This is a genomic window from Glaciibacter kafniensis (assembly GCF_039538945.1).
Lineage (GTDB): Bacteria > Actinomycetota > Actinomycetes > Actinomycetales > Microbacteriaceae > Cryobacterium > Cryobacterium kafniensis.
The window spans coordinates 1145094-1159629 of the sequence record NZ_BAABCN010000002.1 but is presented as its reverse complement, the minus strand read 5'-3'; the positions used below and the strand labels follow the sequence as shown (position 1 = coordinate 1159629).

The window sequence follows — 14536 nt, the reverse complement described above, 5'->3', positions numbered from 1 at the left end:
GCCGATGCAGATCAGCATGACCGTGAACGGCTCTGACGTCACGAGCGAGATCGAGCCGCGCGTCTTGCTCGTTCACTACATTCGCGACGTACTTGGAATGACCGGCACACATTGGGGATGTGACACCTCCAACTGCGGAACCTGCGTTGTGCTGATGGACGGTCAACCCGTGAAGTCGTGTACCGTGCTCGCGGCCATGGCCGACGGTCATTCCATCACCACGGTGGAGGGACTGGCCGTCGGCGGCACGCTCGATCCTGTCCAGCAGGGGTTTATGGAGGAACACGGCCTGCAATGTGGGTTCTGCACGCCGGGCATGATGCTCACCTCCCGGGCCCTGCTCGATGCCAACCCGCATCCGACCGACACCGAGATCCGTGAGGCCATCTCCGGCCAGATGTGTCGGTGCACCGGTTATGCCACCATCGTCCGCTCCGTGCAGTGGGCGGCCGAACATCCGCAGAGAATTCCCGAAGCGGATGCGACGGCCGAGACCGTCGAGATGGCTGTGACAGACGAAATGGTCGAGATACACGAACGTATCGCCGACGCTACCGGAGAAGAAGTAGGCGCATGACTGTCGCAGTGGACCATCCAGCCAACCCGGCCGCCGGTGACGAAGACCGCCCGATCGGATACGGTCGCCTCCAGCGCAAAGAGGATCCGCGGTTCGTCAGGGGCAAAGGCCACTACGTCGATGACATCGTGCTGCCGGGAATGTTGCATGGCGCCATTCTTCGATCTCCGGTGGCCCATGCCCGACTCGTCTCCATCGACACCGCCGCCGCCCTTGCCCACCCCGGGGTAGTCGCCGTGATCACCGGGAAAGACCTCCTCGGGCTCAATCTCGCCTGGGCACCGACGCTCTCCGCCGATGTGCAGGCTGTGCTCGTCACGGACAAGGTACGGTTCCAGGGCCAGGAGGTGGCATTCGTAGTGGCAGAGGACCGCTACGCCGCTCGCGACGCGCTGGAACTCATCGAGGTGGAGTACGACGTGTTGCCCGCTGTTATCGACGCGAGGCAGGCCCTGGCTCCGGATGCTCCCGTCGTCCGCGATGAGATCGAGGGTCGCACCGACAACCACATCTTCGATTGGGAGGCCGGAGACGCGGCCGAGACCGACGCGGTCTTCGCCTCGGCAGATGTCATCGTGTCCCAGGAGATCGTCTACCCGCGTTCGCACCCGGCTCCGATGGAGACCTGCGGCGCCGTGGCAGACTTCGAACCGATCGACGGCACGTTGACCCTCTACGAGACGAGCCAGGCACCGCACGCGCACCGCACCCTGTTCGCGATCGTCGCCGGCATCCCCGAGCACAAGATTCGCATCGTTTCACCAGATATCGGGGGCGGCTTCGGCAATAAGGTCGGCATCTATCCGGGGTACATTCTCGCCGTCGTCGGTTCGATCGTCACCGGCAAGCCGGTGAAGTGGGTCGAGGACCGGTCAGAGAACCTGATGTCCACGTCGTTTGCCCGCGACTACATCATGCAGGGCGAGATCGCGGCCACGAAAGAGGGAAAGATCCTCGCTGTGAGAACGAACGTGCTCGCAGACCATGGGGCTTTCAACGCCACCGCCCAGCCGACGAAGTATCCGGCCGGCTTCTTTCACATCTTCACCGGCAGCTACGACCTGCAAGCGGCTCACTGCACGGTGACGGGCGTGTACACCAACAAGGCGCCGGGCGGCGTCGCCTACGCCTGCTCTTTTCGCGTCACTGAAGCTGTCTACCTCGTCGAACGGCTGGTCGACATACTCGCCCACAAGCTCGAGATGGACCCCGCAGAGTTGCGATTGAAAAACTTCATCAAGCCGGAACAGTTTCCGTACCTGAACAAGACCGGGTGGGAGTACGACTCCGGCAACTATGAGCGGGCGATGCGTCTGTCGATGGAGATCGCAGGATACGACGAGCTGCGGCGGGAGCAGAAGGAGAAGCGCGAGCGCGGTGAACTGATGGGCATCGGCATCTCGTTCTTCACCGAAACCGTCGGAGCCGGCCCGCGCAAACACATGGATATCGTCGGCCTCGGCATGGCGGACGGCGCCGAACTCCGCATCCACCCCACGGGCAAGGCCGTGGTGCGCATCTCCGTGCAGAGCCAGGGGCAGGGGCATGAGACGACATTCGCCCAGATCGTCGCCGAGGAGATCGGCATCCCCCCAGAGGACATCGAAGTCGTTCACGGCGACACCGACCAGACGCCATTCGGGTTGGGCACGTACGGGAGTCGGTCGACCCCGGTCAGCGGCGGCGCCGTCGCCCTCGTCGCCCGCAAGGTGCGGGAGAAGGCGAAGTTCATCGCCGCGGCCATGCTTGAGACACGCCCGGAAGACCTGGAATGGGAGAAGGGACGCTGGTTCGTCAAGGGTGACCCGAGTGTCGGAAAGACCATCGCCGAGATCGCGATGGGAGCACACGGAACGGTGACGCTGCCCGAGGGCATCGACGGCAATCTAGACGCCGAGGTGACCTACGACCCGCCGAACCTGACCTTCCCCTTCGGTGCCTACATTTGCGTGGTCGATGTCGACCCGGGCACCGGCCACGTGAAAGTGCGGCGGTTCATCGCGGTCGACGACTGCGGAACCCGGATCAACCCGATGATCATCGAAGGTCAGGTGCACGGCGGCCTGACCGACGGCGTTGGCATGGCGTTGATGCAGATCATCGAGTTCGACGAGGCGGGCAACAACCTCGGCGGCTCATTCATGGACTACCTCATCCCCACAGCCATGGAGGTGCCGAACTGGGAGACCGGTTTCACCGTCACCCCCTCACCGCACCACCCGATCGGGGCCAAGGGCATCGGGGAGTCGGCAACGGTCGGCTCACCGCCTGCCATCGTCAACGCGATCGTCGATGCGCTGTCGCCCCTCGGCGTCACCCACATCGACATGCCCTGCACACCGGCCAGAGTCTGGGAGGCCATGCAGGGCCGAGCACGGCCGCCGGTCTGACATGGCCGTTCTGACCTGGCTCGTCTGACATTGCTGTGAGAGGAACACTGATGGGAGTAGAGGCAACGAGAGAAACGCTCACCGAGAGAGCAGAGGAATTCGTCGCACGTCGCGAGCCCTTCGTGCGAGCCACCGTGGTTCGGGCGCAGCATCCGACGAGCGCGCAGGCCGGCGATACTGCCCTGGTGGATGCGACAGGGGAGATCGACGGGTTTGTCGGCGGCAATTGCGTCGAAGCCTCGGTGCGGGTGTACGCACTGCAGGCACTCTCCACCGAAGAGCCGCTGCTGCTTCGCGTCGTGCCGGGCGAACCGTCCCACGTTGAGGAGGAGGGTGCCGTGGAGGTCTCGAACCCCTGCCTCAGCGGTGGCGCGATCGAGATCTTCCTGGAACCCCGCATACCGGCGCCCCGGGTGCTCGTCGTGGGGGAGACCCCCATCGCGCAGGCGCTGGCGACATTGGGGGCTGGCCTGGGATTGGACGTGGAACTCACCACGGGCACTTCAGCGCACCCTCGGGCGGACGACGCCGCCGTCATCGTCGCCTCACACGGCAAAGACGAGGAGCCGGCATTGATGGCGGCGCTCGCCGCGGGGGTTGCCTACGTCGCGCTCGTGGCGAGCGAGGTCAGAGGTGCCGCCGTGCTGGCCTCCCTCGACGTCGACGAGGAGCAGCGCGCGCGCGTGTTCAGCCCGGCCGGATTGGAACTCGGCGCCCGCACCCCGGGCGAGATCGCACTGTCGATCTTGGCCCAGCTGGTCTCCGAACGGGTCAAGAGCAGACCGGCGAAGACCGCACCAACAGTTCGCACCGCGATCGACCCGGTCTGTGGGATGGCTGTCGCGGCCGTGGAGTCGAGCATCCACGTCGAACGGGACGGCGTCACGACGTATTTCTGTTCAGACGGATGCCGCACAAGCTTCCTCGCCCATCCGGAGCAGTATGCCGTCGCGTCCTGAACTGAGAGTCGCCGGACTCGTCCTGGCCGCCGGGGCGTCGCGCCGATTCGGCAGCCCGAAGCAACTTCTTCCCTATGGAGGAGGGGTCCTCCTCGACGCCGCGCTGGAAACCGCCAGGAACAGCGGTTTCGACCAGATCGTCCTCGCGCTCGGCGGGGCCGCCGACGAGGTGCGGCAGACGGTCGACACCCACGACGTCGATGTGGTCGAGAATCTCGACTACGACACCGGATGCTCGTCATCAATCGCCACGGCCATCCCGGCCCTGCATCCGCAGACCGATGTGGTCGTGCTCCTGCTCGGCGACCAGCCCGGGGTGCGCCCGGAGAGCGTGCGCCGGCTGCTTGATGGGCGAGGGGAGTCGAGCATCGCAGTGTGCCACTACGAGAACGGTGTCGGGCATCCGTTCGCGTTCGCCCGCTCTCTGCTCCCCACGCTGGCCGCGCTGCACGGGGACAAGGCGGTGTGGAAACTCCTCGAGCAGCGAGCAGCGGAGGTCACCGAGGTGCCCATCGACGGAGTGATCCCGCTGGACGTCAACACCGCGGCGGACTATGAGCACGTTCTCGCACTGCGGGGCGAAACAGTGCTGCGGGCCGGACCGCAGCGGAACCCCCGATGAGCGGCCCGGCGCGCGTGGGCGCGGAGGGCGACGTGCGCCGGCTCATACCCGACGTCGGCTCCCTCCAGGAGAGCCTGGCTGCCGGCGACTATCTGGCCGACATCGGGCTGGCAACGGCGTTGTTCCTGGCCGTGCACCTGCCCCAGCCGATCCTGCTCGAGGGCGAACCCGGGGTCGGCAAGACCGAGGCGGCGAAGGCGCTGGCCCTGGCACTGGACACGCCGCTGTACCGGCTGCAGTGCTACGAGGGAATCGATGCGGGCGAGGCTCTCTACGAATGGAACTATCCCCGCCAGATGCTGGGCATCCGGCTGGCTGAGGTGCGGGATATCCATCTGGAGGAGACCGAACTGTTCGGGCCGGAGTATCTGCTACGACGGCCGCTGCTTCAGGCAATCGAGCATCAAGGCCCGCGCCCGGCCGTGTTGCTGCTGGACGAGATTGATCGGGCCGACGCCGAATTCGAGGCGTTCACATTCGAGCTGTTGGCCGAGGCGGCCGTGACGATTCCCGAACTGGGGACCATTCGAGCTGCGCACCCGCCGATCGTAATCCTCACCAGCAATCGCACACGGGACCTGCACGACGCGCTGACCCGTCGTTGCCTGTACCACTGGATCGACTACCCCGGGCCCGCACGGATCGCCGAGATCGTGCGGCGAAGGGTTCCGAGCAGCGCCGAACCGATCGCGCTCGAGGCCGCGTCGGCCATCACGAAGCTGCGCTCACTTGACCTGGTCAAACCCCCGGGGATCGCCGAAGCCATCGACTGGGTGTCGGCACTCACGGTACTGGGCGTCGACCGCCTCGACGCGCACACCGTCGAGCAGACCTGGGGGTCCATTGTAAAGAACCGCGATGACCTCGACCTGGCTGTGGCACACGGGGCCGACTGGCTGGTGGGAGCAGGACAGAGGTGAGTCCACAGATGGTAGAGACAGCTGGGGAGGAGACAGCCGAGACGCGCTTCGATATTCGGCCGGGCGTGGAGGTGGCCGCGCTCGCCGCTGGGTTCGCCACGGCGCTACGCCGGGCGGGTCTGTCCTCCTCCCCTGATCGGGCGGCGCGGCTGGCCGAGGCGCTCCGACTCGTTCCGCCCGACTCTCGTGAGCCGCTGTACTGGGCGTGCCGGGTGGTGTTTGTGTCCCGCAAGGAGCAATTGCCGCTTTTCGACGCGGTCTTCTCCGCCGTCTTCGACGGACTGCTCGACCCAGCGGAGTATCGAGGGGACCGCAATGCACCCGCGGTCGGATCGGACCCCCACTCCGCACCGATCAACCCGGAGCTGCGGACCCGCCCAGCGGCGCCAGATACGCGCCCGTTCGGCGAGGCGGAGGATACTCGGAAATCGTGGCCTCCCGCCCCGTTACCTGCCAGGGACGGCTCCGACGATCGTCCAGCACCCGAGCGGGACGCGATCCTGATGATGGCCTCGACCGACGAGCAGCTGCACGACGTGTCGTTCGCTGAACTCGCACCCGAAGAGATCGCCCAGATGCGCTCCCTCGTGCGGCAGATCGCGTTGTCGACACCGGAACGTCGCAGCCGTCGTACTCGTCAGTCGACAAACAACCGCGACCAGTTGGACATCCGGCGCACTGTTCGAGCGGCGCAGCGCACCGGAGGCGACGCCACGCGACTGGTCCATGCGCGTCGAAGTCCGCGCCCGCGACGGCTGGTTTTGCTGTGTGATGTGTCCGGGTCGATGGAGCCGTTTACCCGCGTGTTCCTTTCGCTCCTGCAAGGGGCGGTGAATGGGGCCGAGGCGGAGGCGTTCGTGTTTTCCACCCGACTCACCAGGCTCACCCGCCAGTTGGCGATCCGCGACCCGGACCAGGCGCTCGCACGAGCAGCAGCAAGCACCTCCGACTGGGCGGGCGGAACCCGGCTCGCCGAGAGCATCCGTCGTTTCGTGGACGACTTCGGGCGCCGTGGCCTTGCCAGGGGCGCCGTTGTTGTGGTGTTCTCCGACGGCTGGGCACAAGACGATCCGGTGCTCGTGGCCACTCAGATGGCACGCCTGAGGCGGTTGGCCTACCGAATCATCTGGGTCAATCCGCGCAAAGTGGCCCCGGGCTATCAGCCGCTCGTGGGTGGGATGGCTGCGGCACTGCCCTACTGCGACGCCTTCGTCAGCGGTCACAGTTACGCGGCCCTGGCCGAAGTAGCTGCGGCGATTCACGCCGACCACACGAGCACACAGTTCAACCAGAGGCTTCTCAATTACAGGACATGATGATGCTCAAGAAGAGGACAACATAATGCAACTCGAAAGCACGTTTTCCGTCGTCGCTCCGATCGACGAGGTATGGGAAACCCTGATGGACTTCGAGCGGGTCGCAGGCTGCGTTCCGGGGGCGCAGGTGCTGAACAAGCTGTCTGAAGACGCCTACCAGGTCAGTTTGAAAGTGAAGCTGGGACCGGTGAGCATGCAATATAGGGGGCAACTGACCGTAGTTGAACGCGACGCCACGGCCCACCGGGCGGCGTTCGAGGGGAAGGCGCAGGAAGCCCGCGGGCAGGGAACGGCGCAAGGAACGGCGACCCTGGTGCTGGTCGAGTCGGCCGGCACGACGACCGGCACCGTCAGCGCTGATGTTGACCTCTCCGGCAAGGTCGCGGCCATGGGAAAGAGCATCATCGGCGGTGTCACCGACCAGATGATGGCCCTCTTCGCCGAGAACCTGCAGAAAATGGTGGGGGAGGCGCGGGAAGATACGGCCGGGGTGTCGCCCGCGGACACACCTGGGGAGCAGCCCGTGGAGCCGGAGAAACCGCACACCGGGCCCGAGATATCACCCACGGTGCGGCCATCGTCGGTGCGGCCGTCACCGCCAGCCTCGCCGAGCACCGGGTCGCCGAACACTGCCACGAGTCTGAACGCGGTCGCGCTGGTCAAGGGGATGATCATGGACCGGCTCACCCCCGCCAAACTGCTGGGTCTCGTCGCCGCGGTGGCGTACGTCGCTTATCGTCTCGGCCGGCGTGCAGAGAGCCGCACGCCGTCGAGCCGTACTGTCTCGAGATGAGGAACTGGAGGCCCGATCGAGATGCGTGATGTGCTGGAAGTGCTGACGCGAAGCTGGCAGGAGGGCAACATTGCAGGGCTGGCCACGGTCGTGCGCACCTTTGAATCGGCGCCGCGGTCCGCTGGTGCGTCGATGCTGGTGACCGATGATGGGAGCGTCGTCGGCTCGGTGTCCGGCGGTTGTGTCGAGGGGGCGGTTTACGACCTCGCCACAGAGGTGATTGCCTCCGGTTCACCGGTGCTCGTGCGCTACGGCATCAGCGACGACGACGCATTTTCAGTGGGGCTGACCTGCGGCGGCATCCTGGACGTCTTCGTCGAACCGGTCTCCCGGCGCACCTTCGGAGAGCTTGACGCGGTGCGGCAGGACATCGAAGACTCCCGCCCCGTGGCGGTTGCGACGGTGATCGAGCATCCGGATGCCGACTGGCTCGGCCGCCACCTCGTGGTGAGGCCGCACGGATTCGAAGGCAATCTGGGATCAGAGCAGGCTAATCGCGCCATCGGCGATGACGCTCAGGGGCTGCTCGCGGTCGGCCGCAACACGACCCTGACCTACGGGCCCGACGGTGAGCGCCAGGGTGAAGGAATGCGGGTCTTCTTCTCCAGCTTCGCGCCCCGGCCGCGAATGCTCGTCTTCGGAGCCATCGATTTCGCCGCCGCGCTGACCAGACTGGCGAGCTTCCTCGGATACCGCGTCACCGTCTGTGACGCTCGGGAGGTGTTTGCGACGAGGGCGCGGTTTCCAGACGCCGACGAGGTGATCGTCTCGTGGCCGCACCACTATCTCACCGACCAGTTCGCCGCCGGATTGCTGGATGCCCGCACGGTGATCTGCGTGCTCACCCACGACCCGAAATTCGACGTACCGCTGCTCGAGGTGGCACTGCGTGGGCCGCAGATCGCCTACATCGGCGCGATGGGCTCCCGGCGCACGCACGACGACCGGTTGAGGCGACTACGCGAGGTCGGGATCAGTGACGCTGAACTCGCACAGCTACACAGCCCGATCGGACTGGATCTCGGCTCGAGAACCCCAGAAGAGACGGCGGTTTCGATCGCGGCGGAGATCCTGGCGCTGCAGTGGGGTGGCAGTCGGGAACCGCTCGGATCGCTGGCCGCCCGAATTCATCACGACGAGCAGCACGAGCCGTACAGCGCAGGGCAGTAAGTGGGCCTCCGTCACGGCGCCTATTTCACGGCAATGAGCTCGATCATCCGGATGTCCGGATCTTTCGCGAGGAGATTCGGCCCTTGCTCGCCCAGGGCGGCGGGAATCGCGCCATTCAGGTGAGCCTGCCGGCCCTCCTCCGTCTCGAACGTGTCAAAGATGCCGAAGGTTTTTTCATCGACACGGAAGGCGTACCACGTCTTGGTGTCCGGCTCGTTGACCACGATATCTCGGCCACCGTTGAGGAACTCCCACACCTCCTGTTCCTTTCCGGGCTGGGCTTCTACCAGTGCCAGTAGCCCAAATTTGAGTGCCATCGCAGTCTCCTCATCGTCGTCGGAATCGGCCGTGCGGTCGTGTCCCGAGTCTAAGAAGGTACTCGGACCACAACAAGGGGTCCGGTTCTTCGCGACAGGGTGGTCGGAGAAGCGCAGCCGAAGACGCCACGAAGAGGACGGGCTCCGGTCGACCCATCGCAGGTCTTCTGGCATGATTTCGGTCCTCCGCAGACGCTGCAACGCCCTCGAGCATTCTTCAACAGTTCCGGATGAGGCCTGCTATAGTCCCTCGCATGGCCACATCAGATGGTGGAATAACGCAGCCGGGACTCAGTGTCGGGCCGACAAGCGAGTTCAGTTTGTTCTTTCGCGTCAAGCCGGGCGAGGGGCCGCCGTTGCGAGCCGCGCTCGTCGATCTGCAGGACACGCCGGGGTACCGACCCGGTGACTACGGGATGGCGGTCCAGACAATTCACGAGGCGCGGTTCGTCATGTTCGACGACGACACGCGGCTCGCATTCGTGACCAGCTTCGATGGCCCGTGGGACGCCTATATGGAGGACTTCTTCACCTCTGGTCCGACTCTGGCGCTGTTCGACGTCATCTTCCGCCACGTAGAAGGTTACGGCGGGCTGCCGGACCTGGCCGCCCTGCGAGCCTTCATCCTCGACGCCGAGCAATCGGCAGCCGCATACGCTCGGAATTACGGCGGCACGGTCAAGGAGATCCGAAAGGCTCAGCGTGTGAACAACGCCTTCCAACAGGTGCTCGACCACCCTCAGGCCGCAGAGATCCTCCAGCATCCAGCGCTGAAGCCTCTGTTGGACGAGGCCGGCGACTAAACGCAACAGAGACGAGCACTGTCATGTCGGACCATATCTCCGGGCCACGTGCCCTCGCCAACCCGATCGCGGACATCACGGACGTGTACGCATTCCCGAGCCCCGAGCGGCCGGGCTCGCTTGTGCTGGTTCTGAACACGTTGCCGATGGCCAAGCCGTCCGATTTGTTCTCCGAGGGTTTGCTCTACCGCTTCCGGCTACGACCTCTCCACCGGCCGAGCCCGAACGATGCCGGGTGGGGGTTCGTTCCCCGGGAGGAGGAGATTGTCGTGGAGTGCGTCTTCGACGCCCCTGACGTCGCTCCGGGCAACGCCGACGAGCAGCCGAGCCGTCAGCAGCAGGGCACCTGCCGTGGTCCGTCAGGACAATCAATCTCCTTCCGCGTCAACGATCCGCACGGGGGCTCTGGGCCTGGGATGCGGGTCTTCGCTGGCACGCGCTGGGACCCGTTCATCATGGATGCCCGCGCCGCCTTGGCGACGATCGCGACCCGGAAGCTCGCTTTCACCGATCCCGGCTCGATCTTCCTGGACGGCAAGAACGTGCTCAGCATCGTCGTAGAGATCGACGCCAGCTTCGTGGCGGGCGGAGATCTCGTGGGCGTCGTTGCCGAAACCCTCACCCGGGGAACGTTCAACGTCAGGATCGAGCGAGTGGGGCGCCCCGAGGTCAAGAACATGATGCTCGCGCCGAAAGAGTTCGATCCCGTGAACCGGGATCTCGAGATCCGCGACCTGTACAACATGGATGACGCATTCCACCTCGGAGACTCCTACCTGGGCGCCTACCGAGCGCGACTGGACGCCAACCTCGCTTTTTGGGATTCCCTGGACGGAAAGATGGACTGGCCCATTGACACGAACGGCCGTCACCCGCTCACGGACCTGATGCTCGCTGACTATCTGATCGTCGACGTCACGAAGCCCTATCTCGAGCATGGCTCGTTCCTCGAGATCGAGCTCGCTGCACGGCGCGGCGAAGTTCACCAGACGTGCGGGGGCCGCACGTTGAACGACGACGTGATGGACACGATCTTTACCCAGCTCGTCAACGCTGGTCGGGGCCCGACCATCCGCGATGGCGTCGACTCCGCCACCCAGCAAGCCACTGGCAACTTCCCGTACCTGGCGACGCCGAACCCGAACCCGCCCGTACCCCCTGAGCACCACTGAGAACGAAAGGCGCATGATCAATGGCGGCCACGACAGGCGTAACCCTGGAGCTCGACGATATCCAGGCCGGCGCGTTGTACGAACGCCCCTCCCCATACGTCGGAACCTATCTCATGCTTCGCATCGCGGACCGTGCTGACGGCCGTGAGCTCGTGCGGAGGCTGCACCGGATCGTCAACCCCGCCGGAGCCGCCGACACCCCGGACAACACCTCGCTCACTGTCGCCTTTACCTACCACGGGTTGAAGGCCCTCGGGGTGCCGCAAGCATCACTGGATAGCTTCGCACCGGAGTTCCGACAGGGCATGGCAGCCCGCGCAGATGTTCTGGGGGATGTCGGTGAGAGCGCTCCCGACCACTGGGAGAAACCTCTCGGCACCGACGAAGTGCATGTCGCGATCGCTGTCCTCTCCTCCGACGAGGAACAGCTGCAGGCAGCCATCGAGAAGGCACACCGCGCCTTGACCGAGCTTCCGGGGGTCGAGCTGATCTGGCATCAGGACTGCTACCAGCTCGCCACAGGCCGCACCTCCTTTGGCTTCAAGGACGGGATCAGTCAACCCGCCGTCGAGGGGAGCGGCCGACGCCCCACCAACCCCCATGAGCGACCGCTCAAAGCCGGCGAGATTGTTTTGGGCTATCCCGATGAGACGGGGGAGTTGCCGCCGATGCCCACTCCGGAGGTGTTGGGCCGCAACGGCACCTATGTCGTGTTCCGAAAGCTGCACACGAAGGTGGCGGCCTACCGGGCTTATCTTCGTACCAGGGCGGCGAGCCGCGAGGAGGAGAACCTCCTCGGCGCAAAGATGGTCGGGCGCTGGCAGAGCGGTGCCCCGCTCGCGCTCTCTCCCGACCAAGACGACCCCGAGCTCGGGAGCGACCCACTGCGCAACAACGACTTCCTCTTCGCCGATGACCCGCGCGGCTTCAAGTGCCCGGTGGGAGCCCACGCACGCAGAGCCAACCCACGCGACGCATTCGACCAGGACGGCAGTGTGGATGTCCGGCTCCACCGGATGATCCGACGCGGCACGAGCTACGGACCGATGCTCCCCGACGGCGTGCTGGAGGACGACGGGATCGACCGCGGGATCGTCTTCGTCTTCGCCGGCGCCCACATCAAACGTCAGTTCGAGTTCGTCAAGACCCAGTGGCTCAACGACGGCATCTTCATCGGTGCTCCGCTCGAGTCCGACCCCCTGGTCGGACCTCACGACGAGTCGAGCGGTTTCACCATCCCCCAACGACCGATCCGGCGCAGGCTGCAGAACCTCCCACCCTTCGTGGTCACCCGCGGAGGTGAGTACTGCTTCGCCCCCAGCTTGCGGGCGCTGCGCTGGCTCGCCGAACTCGACACCTGACGAGTTCACACCCGAGAGGAGCATGATGAGCTCATCAAGCACAGACCGTTGGGCAGCGCTCGACTTCGGCCCACCGGCGCCCGACGTCCAGGAGACCGAGGCGCCCGTGCTGCTGGAATACCTCTCTAACGGTCGAGTTGCCCTGATCACCCTCAACCGACCCCATGCCGACAACGCGATCACCACCGAGATGGGCGCCTTGCTCACCGACGTCGTCGAAGAGATCGCCGTTCGCACCGCGGTACGCGTCGTTATCCTGACCGGAGCCGGGGATCGCGCCTTCTCGGTGGGCAGTGACTTGCGGCAACGCAAAGCCATGACCAAGGAGGACTGGCTGCGTCAACGCCAAGCTTTCGACCGCACCCTCTACACGGTTCGCCAGCTCCGCAAGCCGATCTTCGCCGCCGTCAACGGAATCGCGTACGGCGGAGGATGCGAGCTCGCCCAGAGCACGGACTTCATCATTGCCTCGACCAACGCGACCTTTGGCCAACCCGAAGCCATGCTCGGCCTCGCAGCCGGCGGCGGATCCCCGGCCTTGCTGCCCCGTCTGCTGCCACGCGGCAAGGCCCTGCAGATGCTGATGACCGGAGACCCCGTCTCGGCACAGGAGGCATACCGACTCGGCATGGTCAACGAGCTCCACGATCCCACTCAGCTGATGTCCGCAGCCCAACAGATCGCCGACAAGATTGCCAGCAATTCCCCGACCGCCGTCCAGGCCGTGAAACGAGCGGTTCACCTGGGCGAGGGCCAGCCGATTGAGCAGGCGATCGCAATCATGATGGACGCACACTGGCGCTCGGCTATTCATCCCGACCGCGTCGAAGGCATCGGTGCCTTCAATGACGGCCGCGAACCCGCCTTCAGCGACTCCGACTTCTGAGAACCCACTCTGTGTTTTGACCCGCCGTTTTGACCCGCCCCAAGGAGGCTGAGCCATGACCGTCCCCCACGATCTCGACGCGGCACGCGCCGCGCTGGTGATGATCAACCCCGCGCCCTACAACGCCGAGGCCCCGCCGGCCGCGCTCATCGACGACATCACTCCCACCGAGCTCCACTATGTGCGGAGCAACTTCGCGGTGCCCACACACGACGGCACCGTGGAGGTCGGTGGGGCGGTCGCGCATCCGACCGTCCTGACCCTCGACGACCTGCGCGCGATGCCGGCACACGAATACACGGTCACTCTCGAATGCGCCGGCAACGGGCGCCTCGGCATGAGGCCACTGCCGACAGGGGAACCCTGGGGTGACTTCGCCGTTTCCACGGCCCGATGGACGGGCGTGCTCCTGCATGAGGTCCTGGCAAAGGTCGGCCCCTCGGCGCAAGGCGTCGAAGTCCTCGCCCAAGGGGCCGACCACGGGCCCTACCACCTTCAGGCGATCCTTCCCGAGACGGATCAAAACGACCTCACCTTCATCCGGTCTTTGCCACTGAAACACGCCGTCGATCCCGCGGCGGGGATCCTCATCGCCTACGAGATGAACGGCAAACCTCTTGAGCGCGACCATGGCGCACCGTTCCGGCTGATCGTGCCCCACTGGTATGCCGTGGCGTCGGTGAAATGGCTGAAGCGTATCGAGGTGCTCTCCGAGCCCTACGCCGGCGAATTCCAGACCGGCCACTATATGTACCAGTGGCCAGACCGACCCCACGAAGCGGTGACCCTGATGCGGGCACGCGCCCGGATCACCGACCCAGCTCCCGGCTCCACCATCGGCCTCGGGTCCTACACTGTCCGCGGTAAGGCATGGTCAGGCACCGGCCCGATCACCCGCGTTGACGTCAGCCTCACCGGAGAAGGTGACTGGCAGCCGGCACAACTGGAACCGGCCCGAAGTGATTACCACTGGCAGGACTGGACCTTTACCTGGCACACCAACAACGTCGGGAGGCACACTCTGAGGGCGAGGGCGACCGACGCCGCCGGAAACGTACAACCCGACGTTCCGGCGTGGAACCGGCTGGGCTACGGAAACAACGCAATCGAAGTCATCTACGTCGATCGCCGATGACCACTCCAGCCTCCTGCCGTTGCCCTTCGATGCAACGCGGCCTACCGTGTGGTGCCAGATCCGATCAGCAATCAATCCGTGACCCGCACACGAGCGACACCCTCTGCACGGCGGC

General features: G+C 65.3%; 14 protein-coding genes. 13 read left to right on the top strand and 1 reads right to left on the bottom strand.

The window, feature by feature from the left end:
* Positions 1-4 precede the first annotated feature (4 nt).
* The 8 genes from ABD791_RS05950 (at position 5) to ABD791_RS05915 (ending at position 8747) form a co-directional block, all read left to right on the top strand.
* Positions 5-577 (top strand): (2Fe-2S)-binding protein, encoded by a 573-nt coding sequence (locus ABD791_RS05950; protein ID WP_345063375.1) that lies wholly within the window; start codon positions 5-7, stop codon positions 575-577.
* Entirely contained in the window at positions 574-2967 is a 2394-nt protein-coding gene (locus ABD791_RS05945) for an aerobic carbon-monoxide dehydrogenase large subunit (protein WP_345063373.1), read from the top strand. Before ABD791_RS05950 ends, ABD791_RS05945 begins: the two co-directional genes overlap by 4 nt.
* Before the next feature lie 50 nt (positions 2968-3017).
* Positions 3018-3926, top strand: coding sequence for an XdhC family protein (locus ABD791_RS05940; RefSeq protein ID WP_345063371.1), 909 nt, complete (start codon positions 3018-3020; stop codon positions 3924-3926).
* Positions 3910-4548 carry a nucleotidyltransferase family protein gene (locus ABD791_RS05935; RefSeq protein WP_345063369.1) on the top strand — a complete coding sequence of 213 codons (639 nt, stop codon included), beginning with the start codon at positions 3910-3912 and terminating at the stop codon, positions 4546-4548. The genes ABD791_RS05940 and ABD791_RS05935 overlap by 17 nt, the downstream gene beginning before the upstream one ends.
* Positions 4545-5468 (top strand): AAA family ATPase, encoded by a 924-nt coding sequence (locus ABD791_RS05930; RefSeq protein ID WP_345063366.1) that lies wholly within the window; start codon positions 4545-4547, stop codon positions 5466-5468. The genes ABD791_RS05935 and ABD791_RS05930 overlap by 4 nt, the downstream gene beginning before the upstream one ends.
* Before the next feature lie 71 nt (positions 5469-5539).
* Complete coding sequence (locus tag ABD791_RS05925) at positions 5540-6784, top strand: vWA domain-containing protein (RefSeq protein ID WP_345063363.1); 1245 nt, start codon at positions 5540-5542, stop codon at positions 6782-6784.
* A 25-nt stretch (positions 6785-6809) separates the two neighbouring features.
* A complete protein-coding gene (locus tag ABD791_RS05920; protein WP_345063361.1) occupies positions 6810-7577 on the top strand; it encodes an SRPBCC family protein in 768 nt (255 codons plus the stop codon).
* 21 nt (positions 7578-7598) lie between these two features.
* Positions 7599-8747, top strand: a complete 1149-nt coding sequence (locus ABD791_RS05915) for an XdhC family protein (protein ID WP_345063358.1) — start codon at positions 7599-7601, stop codon at positions 8745-8747.
* Between the two features lie 20 nt (positions 8748-8767).
* Here ABD791_RS05915 and ABD791_RS05910 read toward each other — a convergent pair whose 3' ends face one another.
* Positions 8768-9064, bottom strand: coding sequence for a putative quinol monooxygenase (locus ABD791_RS05910; protein ID WP_345063355.1), 297 nt, complete (start codon positions 9062-9064; stop codon positions 8768-8770).
* A gap of 254 nt (positions 9065-9318) precedes the next feature.
* Between ABD791_RS05910 and ABD791_RS05905 the strand changes: the two genes are divergently transcribed.
* The 5 genes from ABD791_RS05905 to ABD791_RS05885 are packed head-to-tail and all read left to right on the top strand — an operon-like array spanning position 9319 to position 14421.
* On the top strand, positions 9319-9867 hold the full coding sequence (locus ABD791_RS05905; RefSeq protein WP_345063352.1) for a hypothetical protein: 549 nt from the start codon (positions 9319-9321) through the stop codon (positions 9865-9867).
* 23 nt (positions 9868-9890) lie between these two features.
* Complete coding sequence (locus ABD791_RS05900; RefSeq protein WP_345063350.1) at positions 9891-11039, top strand: DUF4331 family protein; 1149 nt, start codon at positions 9891-9893, stop codon at positions 11037-11039.
* A 20-nt stretch (positions 11040-11059) separates the two neighbouring features.
* Entirely contained in the window at positions 11060-12400 is a 1341-nt protein-coding gene (locus tag ABD791_RS05895) for a Dyp-type peroxidase (protein WP_345063347.1), read from the top strand.
* 25 nt (positions 12401-12425) lie between these two features.
* Positions 12426-13286 carry an enoyl-CoA hydratase/isomerase family protein gene (locus tag ABD791_RS05890; RefSeq protein WP_345063345.1) on the top strand — a complete coding sequence of 287 codons (861 nt, stop codon included), beginning with the start codon at positions 12426-12428 and terminating at the stop codon, positions 13284-13286.
* A gap of 55 nt (positions 13287-13341) precedes the next feature.
* Entirely contained in the window at positions 13342-14421 is a 1080-nt protein-coding gene (locus ABD791_RS05885) for a sulfite oxidase (protein ID WP_345063342.1), read from the top strand.
* Positions 14422-14536: the final 115 nt, after the last annotated feature.